This window comes from Nocardiopsis xinjiangensis YIM 90004, assembly GCF_000341145.1.
In the GTDB taxonomy this organism is placed as follows: Bacteria; Actinomycetota; Actinomycetes; order Streptosporangiales; family Streptosporangiaceae; genus Nocardiopsis; species Nocardiopsis xinjiangensis.
The window spans coordinates 30,331-46,653 of record NZ_ANBE01000014.1 but is presented as its reverse complement, the minus strand read 5'-3'; the positions used below and the strand labels follow the sequence as shown (position 1 = coordinate 46,653).

Sequence of the window (16,323 nt, the reverse complement as noted above, 5' to 3'; positions counted from 1 at the left end):
CCCTCACGGATTCGGGCTCCGTGCGAGCCCGGAGTACGCCCTGCTCCCGATCAGTCGCGGGGCTTCTCCTTCATTTCGTAGGTCTCGATGACGTCCTCGACCCTGAGGTCGTTGTAGCCGACACCGATACCGCACTCGAAGCCGTCGCGGACCTCGGTGGCGTCGTCCTTGAACCTGCGCAGGGACTCCACGTTGAGGTTCTCGGAGATGACGACACCCTCGCGGATGACGCGTGCCTTGGCGTTGCGGCGGATCAGACCGCTGCGGACGATCGAACCGGCGATGTTGCCGATCTTCGGCACCTTGAAGACCTCGCGGATCTCGGCGCTGCCGAGCTGGACCTCCTCGTAGATGGGCTTGAGGAGACCCTTGACAGCGGCCTCGACCTCGTCGATGGCCTGGTAGATGACCGAGTAGTACCGGATGTCCACACCCATGCGGTCGGCCAGCTCGCTGTTCTTGCCCTCGGGCCGAACATTGAAGCCGACGATGATCGCATCGGCGGACGTCGCCAGGTTGATGTCGTTCTGCGTGATCGCACCGACACCGCGACCGATGACGCGGATACTGACCTCGTCACCGCCGGCGTCGATCTTGAGCAGCGACTCCTCGAGCGCCTCGACCGAACCGGAGGTGTCACCCTTGATGAGGAGGAGCAGCTCGGAGCGCTCGCCCTCCTTGAGGTGGTCCTGCCAGGTGTCGAGGGTGACCCGACGGGCCGAACGCGCCTGCTGGGCGAAGCGCTCGCGCGCCTCACGCTGCTGGGCGATCTGCCGCGCGACCCGGTCGTCCTTGACCACCAGGAAGTTGTCGCCGGCGCTGGGCACGTTGGTCAGACCCAGGACCTGCACCGGACGGGACGGCTCGGCGCTCTGCACGTTCTGGCCGTGCTCGTCGAGCATGGCCCGCACACGGCCGTGCGCGTCGCCGCAGACGATGGAGTCACCGACGTTGAGCGTGCCTCGCTGCACCAGGACGGTGGCCATGGAACCTCGACCGCGGTCGAGGTAGGCCTCGATGGCCAGCCCCTGGGCCTCCATCTCCGGGTTCGCCTTGAGGTCGAGCGCCGCGTCGGAGGTCAGCACGACCGACTCCAGCAGGGCGTCGATGTTCTCGCCCTTGAGGGCGGAGATCTCGACGAACTGCACGTCGCCACCGAACTCCTCGGCGACCAGACCGTACTCCGTCATCTGGGAGCGGACCTTTTGCGGGTCTGCGCCCTCGACGTCGATCTTGTTGATCGCGACCACGATCGGCACCTCGGCCGCCTTGGCGTGGTCGATGGCCTCGGCCGTCTGCGGCTTGACGCCGTCGTCGGCCGCCACGACCAGCACGGCGATGTCGGTGGCCTTCGCACCACGGGCACGCATGGCGGTGAACGCCTCGTGGCCAGGGGTGTCGATGAAGGTGAGCTTGCGCTCCTCCTCGTCGACCTCCGTGGCGACCTGGTAGGCACCGATGTGCTGGGTGATCCCGCCGGCCTCGCCGCTGACGACGTTGGTCTTGCGGATGGTGTCCAGCAGTCGGGTCTTACCGTGGTCGACGTGACCCATGACGGTGACCACCGGCGGACGCGGACGCAGGTCCTCGTCGCTGCCCCTGTTCTCACCGAAGTCGATGGAGAAGGACTCCAGGAGCTCGCGGTCCTCGTCCTCGGGGCTGACGACCTCGACCTTGTACTTGAGCTCGTCGCCGAGCAGGACGAGAGCCTCGTCCGGCAAGGACTGGGTCGCGGTGGCCATCTCGCCCAGGTGCATCATGACCTGGACCAGCGACGCCGGGTTGACGTCGATCTTGTCACCGAAGTCCGAGAGCGAGGCGCCCCGCGACAGACGGATCGTCTGGTTGTTCCCACTGGGGATCTTCACGCCGCCGAAGGACGGGGCCTGAAGGTCGTGGAACTCTTGACGACGCTGCTTCTTGGACTTGCGGGAACGGCCCGGACGACCACCGGGACGACCGAACGCACCAGCGGTACCGCCACCGCGGCCACGACCGCCGGGACGGCCACCGAAACCACCGGGACGACCGCCACCGCCGCCACTGCCCGGACGCTGGCCCGCAGGGGCTCCGGGACGTCCGCGGCCACCGCCGCTGCCGGGACGGCCGCCACCGCCACCGCGGCCGCCGCCCGGGGGCGGGGTCGGGCGCGAGGCCGGCATGTTCATCGGGCTGGGGCGCGGACCCCCGGGACGCGGCCCCGGCTTCGGAGCGCCGCCACCGGGACGCGGGGCACCACCGGAGGCACCACCGGAGGCACCACCGGAAGCACCGGCGGGAGGCCCGGGACGCGGCCCCGGCTTCGGAGCGCTGCCACCGGGACGCGGGGCACGCTCGCCACCGCCCTGCGGGCCCGGCTTCGGAGTGCCGCCGGAGCGCGGACCGGGCTTGGGCCCGGGCTTGTTGGAGCCCATGCCGGAGGCGTTGGAGGCGAACGGGTTGTTGCCCGGACGGGGACCGCCCGAGCGCGGTCCCGGCTTCGGACCACGACCGCGCTGCTCACCGTTCTGGGGACGGCCACCCTGCGAGCCCGGCTTCGGGGCGGGCTTGGCGGCCTCACCCTTGGGGGCCTCGGTCTCACCCTGCGGCGCGGGCTTGGGACCCGGCTTCGGCGCGGGCTTGGGGCCCGGCTTCGGGGCGGGCTTGGGGGCCTCGCCCTGCGGCGCGGGCTTGGGACCCGGCTTCGGGGCAGGCTTCTTCTTGGCCTCGGCACCGCTGTCGCCGCTGCCGCCGCCGTCACCGGATTCGTTGAAGGCTTCCTTCAGGCGTCGTACGACCGGAGCCTCTATCGTGGAGGATGCCGAACGGACGAATTCGCCCATGTCACTGAGCTTGGCCAGAACGACCTTGCTCTCTACGCCGAACTCCTTGGCGAGTTCGTATACCCGGACCTTCGCCACTACTCTCCTTCAGCTTCGGTCCGGGGCTGGGCACGTACCGGACCGTCGTTAGCTTGAGTTACTACTCATCGCTGCGTACTCATCAGGCGCTCATCGCAATCTCGACCTGCTTCCTCATCGCTACACAACAATGGGCCGGTTCTGCATGCCCACGCAGCACCGTTTCGCCGACCTCGGTCATAACAACCCTGAGACCGGCCCAGACATTCCCACCCTAACCGGATTCGTGATCCGGCGAGTCACACGGGTCCGGGCCGAAAAGAGCCGCCACGCGTGAGTCGTCCCACGCGCCGACTCCCCGGGGGACCGCGGTGCGGAAGGCCCGCGACCAGGCTCGACGGCGTTGCGCCAGTTCCAGACAGCGCCGGTCCCGATGCAGGTGAGCGCCGCGCCCGGGCAGCCCTCCCCGGGTGTCGGGCGTGACGCGACCGTTGTCGTTGACGAGCCGCACCAGATCTGCCTTCGCGGCACGGGCACGGCAACCGACGCACGTACGCACGGGGTGCTCGGGACCGTCTCCATCCACCATATCGTGTCCGGGCATGGGTACGATCCGATCAGCCCGCCGACGGGGGTACGTCGGAGGGGTCGGCGATCTCGCCCACGCCCTCGCCCTCGGGCTCGGCGTCCGAACGGATATCGATACGCCACCCGGTGAGCCGCGCGGCCAGCCGGGCGTTCTGTCCCTCCTTGCCGATGGCGAGGGACTGCTGGTAATCGGGCACGACGACACGGGCCACACGCGCGGCCAGGTCGAGGATCTCCACCGAGTTCACGCGTGCCGGCGACAGGGCGTTGGCGACGAACTCCGCGGGGTCCTCGGAGGAGTCGACGATGTCGATCTTCTCGCCGTGCAGTTCCGCCATGACGTTGCGGACACGGCTGCCGAGCGGACCGATGCAGGCACCCTTGGCGTTGACGCCGCCCCGGTTGGAGTGCACCGCCATCTTGGTGCGGTGACCGGCCTCGCGGGCGATCGAGGAGATCTGGACGGTGCCGTCGGCGATCTCGGGGACCTCCAGCTCGAAGAGCTTGCGCACCAGGTTGGGGTGGGTGCGCGACAGCGTGACCGACGGGCCGTGGTGGCCCTTGCGGACCTGCACCACGTAGGAGCGCAGCCGTTCCCCGTGGACGTACTCCTCCGTGGGGACCTGCTCCTGCGGGGGCAGGACCGCCTCGACCTTGCCGAGGTCGACCAGGACGTTGCGGGGATCCTTGCCCTGCTGGATGATCCCGGAGACGATGTCGTTCTCACGGCCCGCGAACTCACCCAGGGTCAGCTCGTCCTCGGCGTCGCGCAGGCGTTGGAGGATGACTTGTTTGGCGGTGGAGGTCGCGATGCGCCCGAACCCGGTGGGAGTGCCGTCGTACTCGCCGACGACCTCGTTCTCCTCCCCGGTCTCGGAGACCCAGACGGTCACGTGCCCGCTGGACCGGTTCAGTTCCACGCGAGCGCGCTTGTCGCTGCCCTCCTCGCGGTGGTAAGCGATCAGCAGTGCGTCCTCGATGGCCTTGGCCACCAACTCGACCGCGATGTCCTTCTCGCGCTCCAAGCTGCGAAGGACGCTCATGTCAATGTCCACGGGGCTCCCCCTCTAGCCCGCCGCGTCGTCGCGACGGAATTCCACCTGGACCTTGGCCTTGGCGATATCGGCGTAGGCATAGGTCCGGGGCTGACCCTTGACCTTCAGGGTGGCGCCCTCTTCGTCGGAGTCGACGACACGGCCGGTGACCGGTCCCCCCTCGGCGAGGTGGACCTTGACCATCCGGCCCCGGGAACGGCGCCAGTGCCTGGGCTGCGTCAGCGAGCGCTCGGCTCCGGGTGAGGTGACCTCCAGGACATAGGGCGTCTTGCCCATGACGTCGGAGGCGTCCAGGGCGGTGGATACCTCCTGCGAGACCTCACCGATGGTCTCCAGGCCGACCCCGTCGTCGGAGTCCACGGTCACACGCAGGACCCGGCGTTTGCCGGCCGGGGTCAGCTCGATCCCTTCGAGGTCCAGTCCGGACTGTGCCAGGACCGGCTCCAGCAGCTCGACGATGCGCTCGTCACGCTCCTGCGCTCCCATGTCGTGTTCTGCCCCTCACAACGGCGAAATTCCGCCCGCGAGGCCTGGTGGCCTGTGATCGGGGCGGTCCAGCTCTGTACGTAGTCTGCGACGAATCGGCCCGCTTCCCGGGGGGAATGCGAACCTGCCGCGCATCGCGTGCGACGGCGGCTGTGCTGCACAGGGTATCCACTCCTGAGAGCTGCCAGGTCGCGGTCCGTGGCCGGGGCGCGTCGACGCGTGCTCCGATGGGCCCCGATCGCCTGCGTGCCGGGGCTCTTGCCTGTCCTGGCCCTGCGCGGGGGCGTGGAAAGATGGAACGGGAACGACGGGGAGGAGACCGAGTGGGCCGGGCAGCGGATGGTGTCAGCAGACGTGCGCTCCTGGGGATGACGGTGGCCGGTGCCTCGGTCGCCGCCGTCGCGGGATGCGGCACCGTGGACTGGTATCCCTCGGACACGACCCCGGACGAACACGTGTTGCGTTCACTCCTGCGGGAGAAGGAACGCATGCTCGTGCGGTACGAGCACGCCCTGGTGGAGGGGTCCGGCCCCTCGGACCTGTTGGCACGGGTGTCGGAGAACCACCGCACCCACCTGGATGCGTTGACGGAGGCCCTGCCCGAGGACGCCGAGCCCACCCCGCCGACGGAGGAGGGCTCGCCGGAGCCCGTGCCCGCGGACGAGGACCCCGATCTGGCCGAGGCACCGTCGCCGGCGGCGCTCCGGGCCATGGAGGCCGCGGCTGCGGGGGCGCGGTCCGATCAGGCAGCGGCCGTCACCGACCGGGGCCTGGCACAGCTGATCGGATCGGTCGGCGCGTGCGAGGCGGGGCACGCGTACCTGCTCGACGACGCGTGAGCACCAACGGAGCACGAACGGTGAGGAGCGGTGACGGATGAGCGAAGGGTCCGAGGCCGCCGGTGACGCGGTGTCGGCGCTGGCGGAGGCGTTGCGGGCAGAGAACGCTGCGGTGTACGCGTACGAGTTCGTGGGCGGCTCGGCCGGTGACGAGGACCGGCGTTCCCACGGGCTGGCGCTGGCGAGCGAGCACAAGGTGACACGCGCCGAGCTGCGTGAGGCGATGCTGGACCGGGAGGGCTCTCCCCCGGCCGTGGAACCCACGTACCCGCTGCCCTCGGGCAGGGACGGCGAGACCCTCGACGACTTCGCGGTCGGGGTGGAGAACACGTGCGCGCGGGCCGCCCTGTGGTTGACGGCTGCCGACGACACGGACCTGCGCACGACGGGCGCACGCCTGCTGCAGGAGGCCACGGTGCGCGCTCTGGAGTGGGGCGGTGAGCTGGACTCCCTGCCCGGTTTCGAAGGCGGCTGAGGTCCCGGGCGTGTGCGCACGCGCCCCGAGCACAGCGACGTCTCCGGGCACGGACGCAGGCAACGGCCCTGGGAGGAGACCGCTCGGAAGAGGACCGGGGCCCGTGCCGGACGGCGCAGGCCCCGACCGGGTCAGGCCCTGCAGGCCCGCACGGTACGCTCCACGATCTCGTCGAGGGCCACCTCTTCACGGCCACCGTCGGCGCGGTCGCGCAGTTCCACGACACCGTCCTTGAGGCCGCGGCCCACGATGACGGTCGTGGGGACGCCCAGGAGCTCGGAGTCGGTGAACTTCACGCCCGGGGACACACCCTTGCGGTCGTCGACCAGCACACGCAGTCCACGTTGCTCGAGCTCGCCGGAGATGCGCAGGGCCTCCTCGATCTGGTCGCCCTTGCCGGTGCCGACCACGTGCACGTCGGCGGGGGCGACTGCGCGGGGCCAGACGATGCCCTTGTCGTCGTGGGCCTGCTCCACGATGGAGGCGACCACACGCGAGACGCCGATGCCGTAGGAGCCCATGGTCACGCGCTTGGGCTTGCCGTCGGGGCCGAGCGCGTCGAGCTCGATCGCGTCGGTGTACTTGCGGCCGAGCTGGAAGACGTGGCCGATCTCGATACCGCGCGCGGTGTAGAGCGTGCCCCGACCGTCGGGCGAGGGGTCACCGTCGCGGACGTCGGCCACATCGATGGTCCCGTCCGGCGTGAAGTCCCGGCCTGCGGTGAGGTCGACGACGTGGTGCTCGGGGCGGTCGGCGCCGGTGACCCAGCGGGTACCGGTCACGACGCGCGGGTCGACGAGGTAACGCACCTTGTTGTCGAGCAGGGCACGCGGGCCGATGTACCCCTTGACCAGGAACGGGTTGGCCTGGAAGTCCTTCTCGTCCAGGATGGCGACCTCGGCCGGCTCCAGAGCCGCCTCCAGGCGCTTCATGTCGACCTCGCGGTCCCCGGGCACACCGACGGCGAGGAGCTGCCACTTGTCGGAACCGGGCTCGCGCGTTTTGACCAGGACGTTCTTGAGGGTGTCGGCCTCGCTGAAGTCGCGACCGAGGCCGGCGGCGTTGAGGAAGTCCACGAGGGTCTGGATCGTGGCGGTGTCGGGGGTGTGGTGCTCGGTGGCCTCGGGCAGCCCGTCGACCGGCAGCGCCTGCGGGGCGGGCACCTCCACGGCCTCGACGTTGGCGGCGTAGTCCGATCCGGTGCTGCGGACGAAGGTGTCCTCGCCCGAGGGAGCCACGGCCAGGAACTCCTCGGACTTGGAGCCGCCCATGGCGCCGGCGGTGGCCGAGACGACGACGTACTCCAGGCCCAGGCGTTCGAAGATCCGCACGTAGGCGGCGCGGAAACGCTCGTAGGAGGAGGACAGCCCCTCGTCGTCGATGTCGAAGGAGTAGGCGTCCTTCATGTGGAACTCGCGCCCGCGCAGCACACCGGCGCGGGGGCGGGCCTCGTCGCGGAACTTCTCCTTGATCTGGTACAGCCAGACCGGGAAGTCCTTGTAGGAGGTGTACTCGCCCTTGACGATGTCGGCGAAGACCTCCTCGTGGGTGGGGCCGAGCAGGTAGTCGGCGCCCTTGCGGTCCTGGAGGCGGAACAGGGTGTCGCCGTAGTCGTCCCAGCGGCCCGTGGTCTCGTAGTACTCGCGGGGCAGCAGCGCCGGAAGAAGGAGTTCCTGGGCGTCGATCGCGTTCATCTCCTCCCGGACGATGTCGGCGACGTTGTCCAGGACGATCTTGCCCAGGGGAAGCCACGAGTAGATACCGGGCGCAGCTCGGCGCACGTAACCGCCGCGCACCATGAGCTTGTGGCTCGGCACCTCGGCGTCCGCCGGGTCCTCACGCAGGGTGCGCAGGAACAGGGTCGACATCCGCAGTAGCACGGCCACTCCTCGGTGCATGCGCCCGTCCGGGCGCGATCGGTGTTTTCGGGGAACCCCAGGCTAACGGCTGTCGGGGGGCGTTCGCCCAGAGTTCGTGCGGGGTAGGGCCGTCCCCGGCGGGCGGACGCCCGCACACGGACCCGTCCCCGTTCCCCAGGAGGGCAGTGAGCCATGCGTACCAGGACCATCGGTGGACGGGCGGTCAGCGCGGTCGGCCTGGGTGCGATGCCGCTGTCACGGACAGGGAGCCTGGATCCGGACCTCGCCATGGCGACGGTGCACGCGGCCCTGGACGCCGGTGTGCGCCTGATCGACACCGCCGACGCCTACCACCTGGACGGTTCCGACCCGGGGCACAACGAGTTCTTGGTCGCCGAGGCCCTGCGCGCCCGACCCGGGGACGCCTCGGACGTGATGGTGGCCACCAAGGGCGGGCACACCCGTGACGCCGACGGCGGATGGGGGGTCAACGGGCGGCCGGACCACATCAAGCGGGCGTGCGAGGACTCCCTGCGCCGGCTCGGGGTGGAGACGATCGACCTGTACCAGCATCACCGGCCCGACCCGGCCGTGCCCTACGAGGACACGATCGGGGCCTTCGGCGAGCTCCTGGACGAGGGCAAGGTCGCGATGGTGGGGATCTCCAACGCCGACCCGGCGCAGATCGTGTCGGCCGACCGGGTGCTGGGCGGGCGCCTGGCAGCGGTACAGAACGAGTTCTCGCCCGATTTCCGTTCTTCGGAACCGGAGCTGGAGCTGTGTGCCGAGCGGGGGATCGCTTTCCTGCCGTGGAGCCCGTTCGGCGGCAGCAAGGGCGCGGGCGGGTTGAGCGAACGCCATCCGGTCCTGGCTCAGGTCGGGGAGCGTCTCGGTGCCTCCTCCCACCAAGTGTGCCTGGCGTGGATGCTGGCCAAGTCACCGGTGATGATCCCGATCCCCGGCGCCTCCCGCCCGGAGAGTGTGCGTTCGAGTGCCGTGGCCGCCGACCTGGAGCTGTCGGAGGAGGACTTCGCTCTCGTGGACGCCGAACAGCCGGTGGCGCACTCCTAGACGGCCGGCCCGACTGCTCGCGGCGGAAGGAATCCGCCGAACAGCACTAGGCTTGGTGCGACCGACCGGACGGGGGCAGTGGCATGGGACGACGGCGCGGGGCACGTGAGCGCGGTGACGACGTGCTCACCGAGGCACGGGTGCCGGGTGTGGAACTGCTGGCCGACGCCGACCGGGCCGACTCCTGGTTCCTGGTCGTGGAGGGCACGCCCCAGTCACACGTGGACCTGGCGGACCCCTCCTACCTGGATTTCTCGTACATGCGCCGGATCGCGCACGCCGCCGATCTGGTGGCGCCCGGGCGCGAGCCGATCGACGCGCTGCACCTGGGTGCGGGCGCGCTGTCGCTGGCCCGGTACGTGGCCCACACACGCCGGGGTTCGCGCCAACGTGCGGTGGACTCCGACGCGGCGCTGGTGGAGCTCGTGCGGCGTCACCTGCCCTGGGACCGGCGTGCGCAGCTGCGTGTGGGGATCGGGCACGCGCGGGAGTGGATCGGCGCCCGGCACACCGACAGCGCGGACCTGATCGTCAGCGACGTGTTCACGGGGGCGCGGACGCCGGCCTCGTTGACGTCCGTGGAGTACTACACGGAGGCGGCCCGGGTGCTGCGTCCGGGCGGGTTCCTGGTGGTCAACATCGGGGACGGGTACGCGCTGCGGCACACACGCAGGCAGGTGGCGACCCTGCGGTCGGTGCTGCCGCACGTGGTGCTGACCGCGGAGCCGGGGATCCTGCGCGGGCGCCGGTTCGGCAACCTCGTACTGGTGGCCGGGCACCGCCCGTTGCCGGAGGACGAGCTCGGCCGCCTGGCCCATCGCGACCTGGAGATGGCACGCCTGTTGGCCGAGGAGGAGCTCGACCGGTTCACGGACGGGGTGTCCCCGGTACACGACACCGACGCGGAGGACTCCCCCGCGCCGCCCGAGGGCCTCTTCTGAACCCGGCCCGGACGGCCTGCGCAGCCGGGCGCGGCGGCCGGGTGCGACGAAGGCCGGAGGAGAAGTGCGTGGCCGAAAGTGGACATTCTCCCCCGCGCGGTCCCGGGAACCTCTACGGTGGTCCCCGTGCGCGCCACCCCCACTGGTACCGGGCGCCCGGACCCCCAGCCCGGGCGCCCCGGACCTCTACGCCGGGCCCGCATCCGCAGGACGGCCCCGCCCGCCCCTCAGCAGCATCGTGCGCCGGCCGCCGTACCGCCGACGGAGTAGGCGGCGCTCCGGAAACCCTTCCCTCGGGCGACGACGTCCCGGAGGGGTTCGCCCTAGCGTCGGCGGCGTGCCAACACCACTCCCGCGCCCCACGCGCACCGACCTGTGGATCACTGTTGCCGTGCTGTCGGCGTCGCTGATCAGCACTTTCGTGATCGGGGTCCTCGACCCGAACCCGGCGGACACCGATCCCTGGCCCTGGGGCTACCTGCTCATCGTCGCGGCGTGCCTGCCGCTGCTGCTGCGTTCCGCCCGGCCCGAGGCCGTGGGGCTGGTCTCGACTCCCCTGTCGACCGTGTACTACCCGCTCGGGTTTCCCGACGGCTGCGTGATGCTGTGCTCGGTCGTGATGCTGTACACGCTGGTGCGGTGGGGGAACCGCGCCTTCGGGTGGGCGCTGGGGGTCTCACTGTTCCTGGGGCTCAACGTCTGGGAGCTCTCTGTGGGCGGCGGGCTGCGTGCGGAAGCGGTGGGGACCATCGGTTGGGCCCTGGTGCTCCTCTTCGCAGCCGAGGTGATGCGCCGGCGCGCGGAGTACCGGCAGGCCGAACACGAACGGCTCGGGGAAGCGACGCGGTCCCGCGAGGAGGAGCTCCTGCGGCGGGCCGCGAACGAGCGCCTGCGTTTGGCCCGGGACGTGCACGACACTGTCGCGCACAACATCTCCCTCATCAATGTGCAGGCCGGAACCGCGCTGTACCTGGTCGAGGACCAGCCCGAGCGCGCCGCGCAGGCCCTGGAGACCATCAAGCACACCAGCAAGGACACCCTCGTGGAACTGCGCGCGATGCTCGACGTGCTGCGCGCGGCCGACGAGGCCGCTCCCCGTGCCCCGGTTTCCGGGGTGACGGACCTGGAGGAACTGGCCGACGGCACCCGTGGCGCTGGTGTGCGCGTGGACGTGGAGGTCGAGGGTGATGCGCGGCCGCTCACGCTGGGGGTGGACACCGCCGTCTACCGCATCGTCCAGGAGGCCCTCACCAACGTCGTGCGCCACTCCGGTGCCTCCCACACGCGCGTGCGGGTGGGGTACCGGCCGGGCGGTGTGCGTCTGGAGGTGTCGGACGACGGTCGGGGCGGCCCGGCCGAGCCGGGAAACGGGATCACGGGCATGAGCGAGCGTGCGTCCCTGGTGGGCGGAATGGTGGACGCGCGGCCCGGTGAGGGTGGAGGATTCCTGGTGCGGGCCTGGCTGCCGACCCGTGCGGCCGTACCGTCGGAAGGGACGGGTGGAACGTGATCTCCGTGCTGCTCGCCGATGACCAGGCCCTGGTCCGGGCCGGGTTCCGGGCGTTGTTGGACAGCGCCCCCGACATCCACGTGGTCGCCGAGGTCTCGGACGGGCAGGAGGCGGTCCGTGCCGTGCGCCGGGACCGTCCGGACGTGGTGCTCATGGACGTCCGTATGCCGGGAACCGACGGGCTCACCGCGACCGGACAGATCATGGCCGACCCGGCCCTGGAGCGCACCAAGGTCGTCATCCTGACCACGTTCGACCTGGACGAGTACATCTTCGACGCGTTGCGGGCGGGCGCGAGCGGTTTCCTGGTCAAGGACACCGAACCCCGCGACCTCATCCAGGCGGTGCGTGTGGTGTACGAGGGTGAAGCGCTGCTGTCGCCGGGGATCACGCGCCGGCTCATCGCCGATTACGCGCGCCGCCCCGCGAGCGCCCCCGCGCCCTCGACCCGGTTGAACGGACTCACCGACCGCGAGCGCGAGGTCCTGGCTCTGGTGGGCGCGGGCATGTCCAACACCGAGATCGCCGCCCATCTGGTGGTCAGTCCCGCTACGGCGAAGACGCACGTGAGCCGGACGATGGTGAAGCTGGACGTGCGCGACCGCGCCCAGCTCGTGGTTCTGGCCTACGAGACCGCCCTGGTCGTTCCCAAGTGGAGCGGCCCCGGCTCGTAGAGCCCGTCCCGAGCTCTCCGAGGACGGAGCGAGGGCCCGAGGCGATCACAGCGCGCAGGCCCTGAGACGGCCCGGGGTTTCCCGTAGGCCCGGGGGAGCATGCTTCCGCGGGAGCTACCGCGGAGGAGGGTCCCGGGTTGCCCTCCTGAGGCCGATGCCCGTCCGCGTTCCGGTGACCGAACCTGTCGGCGTCTCCACCGACACAGGCAAGGTCGCACATGCTGGAAGATCCGCTCCTGCTCGCCCGGTTGCAGTTCGCACTGACGGCTGCCACGCACTACACGTTCGTCGCTCTCACGTTGGGGCTGGGCCCCTACATCCTGGTGTCCCAGCTCGTGGCGACCCTGCGCGGTGACCGCGACCGTATGCGCTCGGTGCGGTTCTGGGGCGGGCTCTACCTGGTCAACTACGGCATGGGTGTGCTGTCCGGTCTGGTCATGGAGCTCCAGTTGGCGTTGAACTGGAACGGGCTCCACGAGATGTTCGGATACACGTTCGCGGCTCCGCTCGCTCTGGAGACGATGACGGCCTTCTTCGTGGAGTCGACCTTCTTGGGGCTGTGGGTCTTCGGGTGGGACCGGATGGGCCGCTGGGCACACCTGTTCTGTTTCCTGGTGGTCACCGCGACGGCGTACATGTCGGCGTGGTGGGTGCTGGTCTCCAACGGGTTCCTGCGCAACCCGTCCGGGTTCGAGATGGTCGACGGGGAGGCGCACCTGACCGATCCGGTGGCGCTCATGGCCAATCCGGCCTCGTCCCTGACGTTCGGGCATGTGGTCACGAGTGCGCTGTTGCTGGGCGCGCTGGTCGTGGGGGCGGTCAGCGCCCACCACCTGTTCCGGGGCCATGATCCCTACGGCACGTTCCGCCGGGGTATCCGGTTCTGCACGGTGCTCATGTGCGTCATGCCGATGGTGGTGGTGAGTTTCGGCGGGGCTCAGTTCTCCTACTTCGACACCGCCCCGCCCACGAGCGGCCTGACTTACACGACCGAGGAGGCGGAGGCCATGACCGAGGCCGCCGGCGGGGGCCTCGCGTCGGCGATGAGCCAGGCCGGGTCCGTCACCATGATGCTGATGTGGACCTTGTTGTTCTTCTTGGGCCCGGTGATGGCGCTGGTGTGGCCGTTCGGGGGCCTGGACCGGTGGCGCTGGTTCCTGGCGCCTCTGGTGGTCACCCCGGTCATGCCCTACATAGCGAGTGTGGCCGGGTGGGTGTTCCGGGAGACCGACCGGCAGCCGTGGATGGTCACCCACCATCTGACCACGGCCGACGCGATGACACCGATGCCGGCGGGGGCGGCGGTGGCCTCGTTCTCGTTCTTCACGGCCGCGTTCGCGGCGCTGGCCGCGATCACGCTGTGGCTGCTGGTGCGTTTCGCCCGCCTGGGCCCGGATCTCGGCCCTCTCGCCGAGCGGGGTCCGGAGCAGGAAGAGCCCGCCGCTCCCCGACTCACCTTCTGATCACGTAGGAAGACCCCGTCATGGACATTTTCTCCGCTCTTCTGCTCACCGCCTTCGTGGTCGGATACCTGGTCCTGGCCGGGGCCGATGTCGGCCTGGGCCTGCTGATGCCGCGTGTGGCGCGCTCCACCGGTCAACGCCGGAGCGCCCTGGCAGCGATCGCCCCGTACTTCCTGGCCTCGGAGGTGTGGCTGGTGGCCGCGTTGGGGGTGCTCGCCGGCCTGTTCCCGTCGGTGGAGCACCACGTGGTCGGGCGCCTGTGGCCCGCGCTCGCGGCCTTGGCCCTGGCGTGGCTGATCCGCGACGCGGGTCTGTGGTTGTGGCGGCGTGTGCCCTCGGCCCGGTGGAGAGCGGTGTGGGAAGGCGCCGTGATCGCCGGGAGCTGGGGTCTGGCCCTGAGTTGGGGCCTGATCCTGGCCGGCCTGCTCACCGGCGTCCTGTGGTCGGGGTTGTTCACACCGCTGTGCACGGCGGCGGTCGTCGCGCTCTTCGCCCTGCGGGGCGCTTCGTTCGGGGCGGACCGCCTGGCGGCCGACGACGGCGGGCAGGCGGCCGATGCCTGTGGGGAGCTCACGCGTATCTTGTCCCGGTGGGCGATGGCGGCGGTGGTGCTGGCGGCGGCCGCAGCGGTGCTGCCCGGCGGTCCGCGACCGGAGGACCCTCTGGTGGCGGGGGCCGTGATGCTCCTGCTCCTGGGGTCACTGATGGTGACCACGGGGGTGTACGGGCCGATGATCTCGCGAGTGACGTCGGCGATGGCGATCGCGGCACCCGGGATCCTGGTGGCCCTGGTGGCGGATCTGCCCTCGGCGGCGATCCCCGGCGTGACCGGTACCTTTGTCTGGGCAACGCTCGTCCCAACCGTTCCGGTCATGCTCCTCGGACAGGTTTGGCTCCACCGAATGACCCGGCGTTCGGCGGGGGCGGTGACTTTCTTCGCGTGAGACCGACTCGAAGAATCCCCAGGTCACAGGGGATACGACGGCCGTACGGCCGTTGATCACGGGAAGTAACCGTAGAGTAAGGCGCAATCCCCGGATTGGAAAAGCCAGGGTCGGGCAGGTCATTGTTCGGGAAATTCGCCCGTCGCGCCGCTCCCTCGGGAGGCCCCCGGCGCCGATCGCAGGCGGGCGTCGCGTCGATCCCTGAGGAGGGACTGTGCCCCACCTGACCACTCCCCCGGCGATGAGCGGCTGCAGCTGCGGATCGAGCTGCGGTTGCGGCTGCCAGAGCGGCGGTTCCTGCAGCTGCGGCGGCAACTGCAGCTAGTGCCGCATCAGTCAGGGTTCGCTCCGTAACGGGCAAACCCTGACCGACACAGCACTGGACACCCCGAAGGATCACTGCCCCGGCCTCGGAGGCCCGGGAATCGCAGACCCTCTCCCCCTCCGCGCGGGCTGCCCCTCCCCTTGGGGGCAGCCCGCTTCTCACCACGGCCTTCGTGTGTCGCGACATTCCGCAACTCCGGGTATACGCTATGTAACTACGTGCTGCGTATCCACCCATTGGGGGAGATCAGCGATGCCGTCGAGCGCCCGCTCCACCGCACGACTGTCCGAACACACGAGGCTGCTCCGGTGCGTCCAAGGCATCCAGGAGCGCTGTGACCGGGCGTCCCCTTGGGAACCCGACACTGTCGGGCTGCCCGCGTCCACCTCGCCCAGCGCGCTGTCCCGGATCAACGACCTCGCTTTCTACGCGCACGCGCGCCAGGAGATCTCGGCCCTGGCCGCGGTGTGTGCACATCTGGTGCGCCTGCACCACCCCGACGGCGAGGAGTCCTGCGCGAGCTGCGCCCACCCCTGGCCGTGCGCGACCTTCGTGGAGATCACCCGGCTGCTCGCATGAAGTCCGACGGCCCTCGCCCTGGCCCGAACAGCACGCCGCCCGCCCGGAGTCGGGGCGCGATCCGATTCCGGGCGGGCGACGTTCATCTCTCACCTGGCGTCCGGCGGTGCCCGGCGGAAGAACTGCCGGGCACCCGGATCAGGCACAGTGGGAGCCTACTGGTGAAACGCGTTCTACTACAAGACCTTTTGTGATCCAATTCTCCCATCCTGAACAGGCCACTCCCTCGCTCATCCGGTACTGGAACGCGATCTACCCTGAGAGCGGATACTGGAGCGCGGCGCGGTCGGCCAGCAGCGGTCGGATCACCGCCAGCGCAGCCTGGTGGTCGGGGTGGTCGCGGTAGGCGAGGAAGCCGCCCTCGTCGTCGACGTCGGCGACCACCGCGAAGTCGAAGGCCCCCTCACCGATACCGGCGTCCCGCCCGAAGGTGTAGGAGCGCAGTTCGGGGACGGCATCGGGCAGGGCCCCGAGGAGGCGCTCGACCTCGGCGATCTGAGCGTCGGTGACGTCATCCTTCCAGCGGAAGAGCGCGATGTGTCGAAGAGTCATGGCACGACGCTACTCGTCGGCGGAGGCGGGAACCACGGCGACAGCACGTGCGGCGGTCGGGCCCAGGGGCGGGGGACAGCCCCTGGGCCCGGCCTCCAGGTGGCGCACGCAGCGGCCCGAGC

General features: G+C 70.3%; 15 protein-coding genes. 9 read left to right on the top strand and 6 right to left on the bottom strand.

Features of this window, described 5'->3' with window-relative positions:
* Nucleotides 1-50 precede the first annotated feature (50 nt).
* The 4 genes from infB to rimP form a co-directional block, all read right to left on the bottom strand.
* Entirely contained in the window at nucleotides 51-2,900 is a 2,850-nt protein-coding gene (infB, locus tag D473_RS26465) for a translation initiation factor IF-2 (protein ID WP_026126763.1), read from the bottom strand.
* A 214-nt stretch (nucleotides 2,901-3,114) separates the two neighbouring features.
* Nucleotides 3,115-3,429, bottom strand: coding sequence for a YlxR family protein (locus D473_RS26460; protein WP_083917940.1), 315 nt, complete (start codon nucleotides 3,427-3,429; stop codon nucleotides 3,115-3,117).
* 28 nt (nucleotides 3,430-3,457) lie between these two features.
* On the bottom strand, nucleotides 3,458-4,471 hold the full coding sequence (gene nusA / locus D473_RS0108835; RefSeq protein ID WP_017608714.1) for a transcription termination factor NusA: 1,014 nt from the start codon (nucleotides 4,469-4,471) through the stop codon (nucleotides 3,458-3,460).
* 24 nt (nucleotides 4,472-4,495) lie between these two features.
* The gene (gene rimP, locus D473_RS0108830; protein ID WP_017608713.1) at nucleotides 4,496-4,969 is read right to left on the bottom strand and encodes a ribosome maturation factor RimP; all 474 of its coding nucleotides are present in this window, start codon (nucleotides 4,967-4,969) and stop codon (nucleotides 4,496-4,498) included.
* Between the two features lie 368 nt (nucleotides 4,970-5,337).
* Here rimP and D473_RS0108825 point away from each other — a divergent pair, with 368 nt between their 5' ends.
* Nucleotides 5,338-5,808, top strand: coding sequence for a hypothetical protein (locus D473_RS0108825; RefSeq protein WP_017608712.1), 471 nt, complete (start codon nucleotides 5,338-5,340; stop codon nucleotides 5,806-5,808).
* 37 nt (nucleotides 5,809-5,845) lie between these two features.
* Nucleotides 5,846-6,283, top strand: coding sequence for a ferritin-like domain-containing protein (locus tag D473_RS0108820; protein ID WP_017608711.1), 438 nt, complete (start codon nucleotides 5,846-5,848; stop codon nucleotides 6,281-6,283).
* Nucleotides 6,284-6,414: 131 nt separating this feature from the next.
* Here the strand turns inward: D473_RS0108820 and D473_RS0108815 are convergent, their stop codons facing one another.
* Nucleotides 6,415-8,151, bottom strand: coding sequence for a proline--tRNA ligase (locus D473_RS0108815; protein ID WP_017608710.1), 1,737 nt, complete (start codon nucleotides 8,149-8,151; stop codon nucleotides 6,415-6,417).
* Nucleotides 8,152-8,334: 183 nt separating this feature from the next.
* On the opposite strand from D473_RS0108815, the gene D473_RS0108810 reads away from it, so the two are divergent.
* From D473_RS0108810 to D473_RS0108780, 7 genes are all read left to right on the top strand, one after another.
* The gene (locus D473_RS0108810) at nucleotides 8,335-9,213 is read left to right on the top strand and encodes an aldo/keto reductase (protein WP_017608709.1); all 879 of its coding nucleotides are present in this window, start codon (nucleotides 8,335-8,337) and stop codon (nucleotides 9,211-9,213) included.
* A gap of 83 nt (nucleotides 9,214-9,296) precedes the next feature.
* Nucleotides 9,297-10,154 carry a spermidine synthase gene (locus D473_RS0108805; protein WP_017608708.1) on the top strand — a complete coding sequence of 286 codons (858 nt, stop codon included), beginning with the start codon at nucleotides 9,297-9,299 and terminating at the stop codon, nucleotides 10,152-10,154.
* A gap of 337 nt (nucleotides 10,155-10,491) precedes the next feature.
* Complete coding sequence (locus tag D473_RS0108800; RefSeq protein ID WP_026126761.1) at nucleotides 10,492-11,664, top strand: sensor histidine kinase; 1,173 nt, start codon at nucleotides 10,492-10,494, stop codon at nucleotides 11,662-11,664.
* Nucleotides 11,661-12,338 carry a response regulator transcription factor gene (locus D473_RS0108795; protein WP_017608706.1) on the top strand — a complete coding sequence of 226 codons (678 nt, stop codon included), beginning with the start codon at nucleotides 11,661-11,663 and terminating at the stop codon, nucleotides 12,336-12,338. Before D473_RS0108800 ends, D473_RS0108795 begins: the two co-directional genes overlap by 4 nt.
* A gap of 218 nt (nucleotides 12,339-12,556) precedes the next feature.
* Nucleotides 12,557-13,801: a cytochrome ubiquinol oxidase subunit I gene (locus tag D473_RS0108790; protein WP_017608705.1), complete on the top strand. Its 1,245-nt coding sequence runs from the start codon at nucleotides 12,557-12,559 to the stop codon at nucleotides 13,799-13,801.
* 20 nt (nucleotides 13,802-13,821) lie between these two features.
* Nucleotides 13,822-14,745 (top strand): cytochrome d ubiquinol oxidase subunit II, encoded by a 924-nt coding sequence (locus tag D473_RS0108785; protein ID WP_017608704.1) that lies wholly within the window; start codon nucleotides 13,822-13,824, stop codon nucleotides 14,743-14,745.
* Nucleotides 14,746-15,322: 577 nt separating this feature from the next.
* Nucleotides 15,323-15,649 (top strand): hypothetical protein, encoded by a 327-nt coding sequence (locus tag D473_RS0108780; RefSeq protein WP_017608703.1) that lies wholly within the window; start codon nucleotides 15,323-15,325, stop codon nucleotides 15,647-15,649.
* A 252-nt stretch (nucleotides 15,650-15,901) separates the two neighbouring features.
* On the opposite strand, the gene D473_RS0108775 is transcribed toward D473_RS0108780, so the two are convergent.
* The gene (locus D473_RS0108775; protein ID WP_017608702.1) at nucleotides 15,902-16,201 is read right to left on the bottom strand and encodes a Dabb family protein; all 300 of its coding nucleotides are present in this window, start codon (nucleotides 16,199-16,201) and stop codon (nucleotides 15,902-15,904) included.
* Nucleotides 16,202-16,323: the final 122 nt, after the last annotated feature.

What these genes read in the sequence shown, in the direction of transcription:
- D473_RS0108825 (WP_017608712.1), top strand. Translation starts at nt 5,338, where the DNA reads ATGACGGTGGCCGGTGCCTCGGTCGCCGCCGTCGCGGGATGCGGCACC.
- rimP (WP_017608713.1), bottom strand. Translation starts at nt 4,969, where the DNA reads ATGGGAGCGCAGGAGCGTGACGAGCGCATCGTCGAGCTGCTGGAGCCG.
- D473_RS0108805 (WP_017608708.1), top strand. Translation starts at nt 9,297, where the DNA reads ATGGGACGACGGCGCGGGGCACGTGAGCGCGGTGACGACGTGCTCACC.
- nusA (WP_017608714.1), bottom strand. Translation starts at nt 4,471, where the DNA reads ATGAGCGTCCTTCGCAGCTTGGAGCGCGAGAAGGACATCGCGGTCGAG.
- D473_RS0108775 (WP_017608702.1), bottom strand. Translation starts at nt 16,201, where the DNA reads ATGACTCTTCGACACATCGCGCTCTTCCGCTGGAAGGATGACGTCACC.
- D473_RS0108790 (WP_017608705.1), top strand. Translation starts at nt 12,557, where the DNA reads ATGCTGGAAGATCCGCTCCTGCTCGCCCGGTTGCAGTTCGCACTGACG.
- D473_RS26460 (WP_083917940.1), bottom strand. Translation starts at nt 3,429, where the DNA reads ATGGTGGATGGAGACGGTCCCGAGCACCCCGTGCGTACGTGCGTCGGT.
- D473_RS0108815 (WP_017608710.1), bottom strand. Translation starts at nt 8,151, where the DNA reads ATGTCGACCCTGTTCCTGCGCACCCTGCGTGAGGACCCGGCGGACGCC.
- D473_RS0108820 (WP_017608711.1), top strand. Translation starts at nt 5,846, where the DNA reads ATGAGCGAAGGGTCCGAGGCCGCCGGTGACGCGGTGTCGGCGCTGGCG.
- D473_RS0108810 (WP_017608709.1), top strand. Translation starts at nt 8,335, where the DNA reads ATGCGTACCAGGACCATCGGTGGACGGGCGGTCAGCGCGGTCGGCCTG.
- D473_RS0108780 (WP_017608703.1), top strand. Translation starts at nt 15,323, where the DNA reads ATGCCGTCGAGCGCCCGCTCCACCGCACGACTGTCCGAACACACGAGG.
- D473_RS0108785 (WP_017608704.1), top strand. Translation starts at nt 13,822, where the DNA reads ATGGACATTTTCTCCGCTCTTCTGCTCACCGCCTTCGTGGTCGGATAC.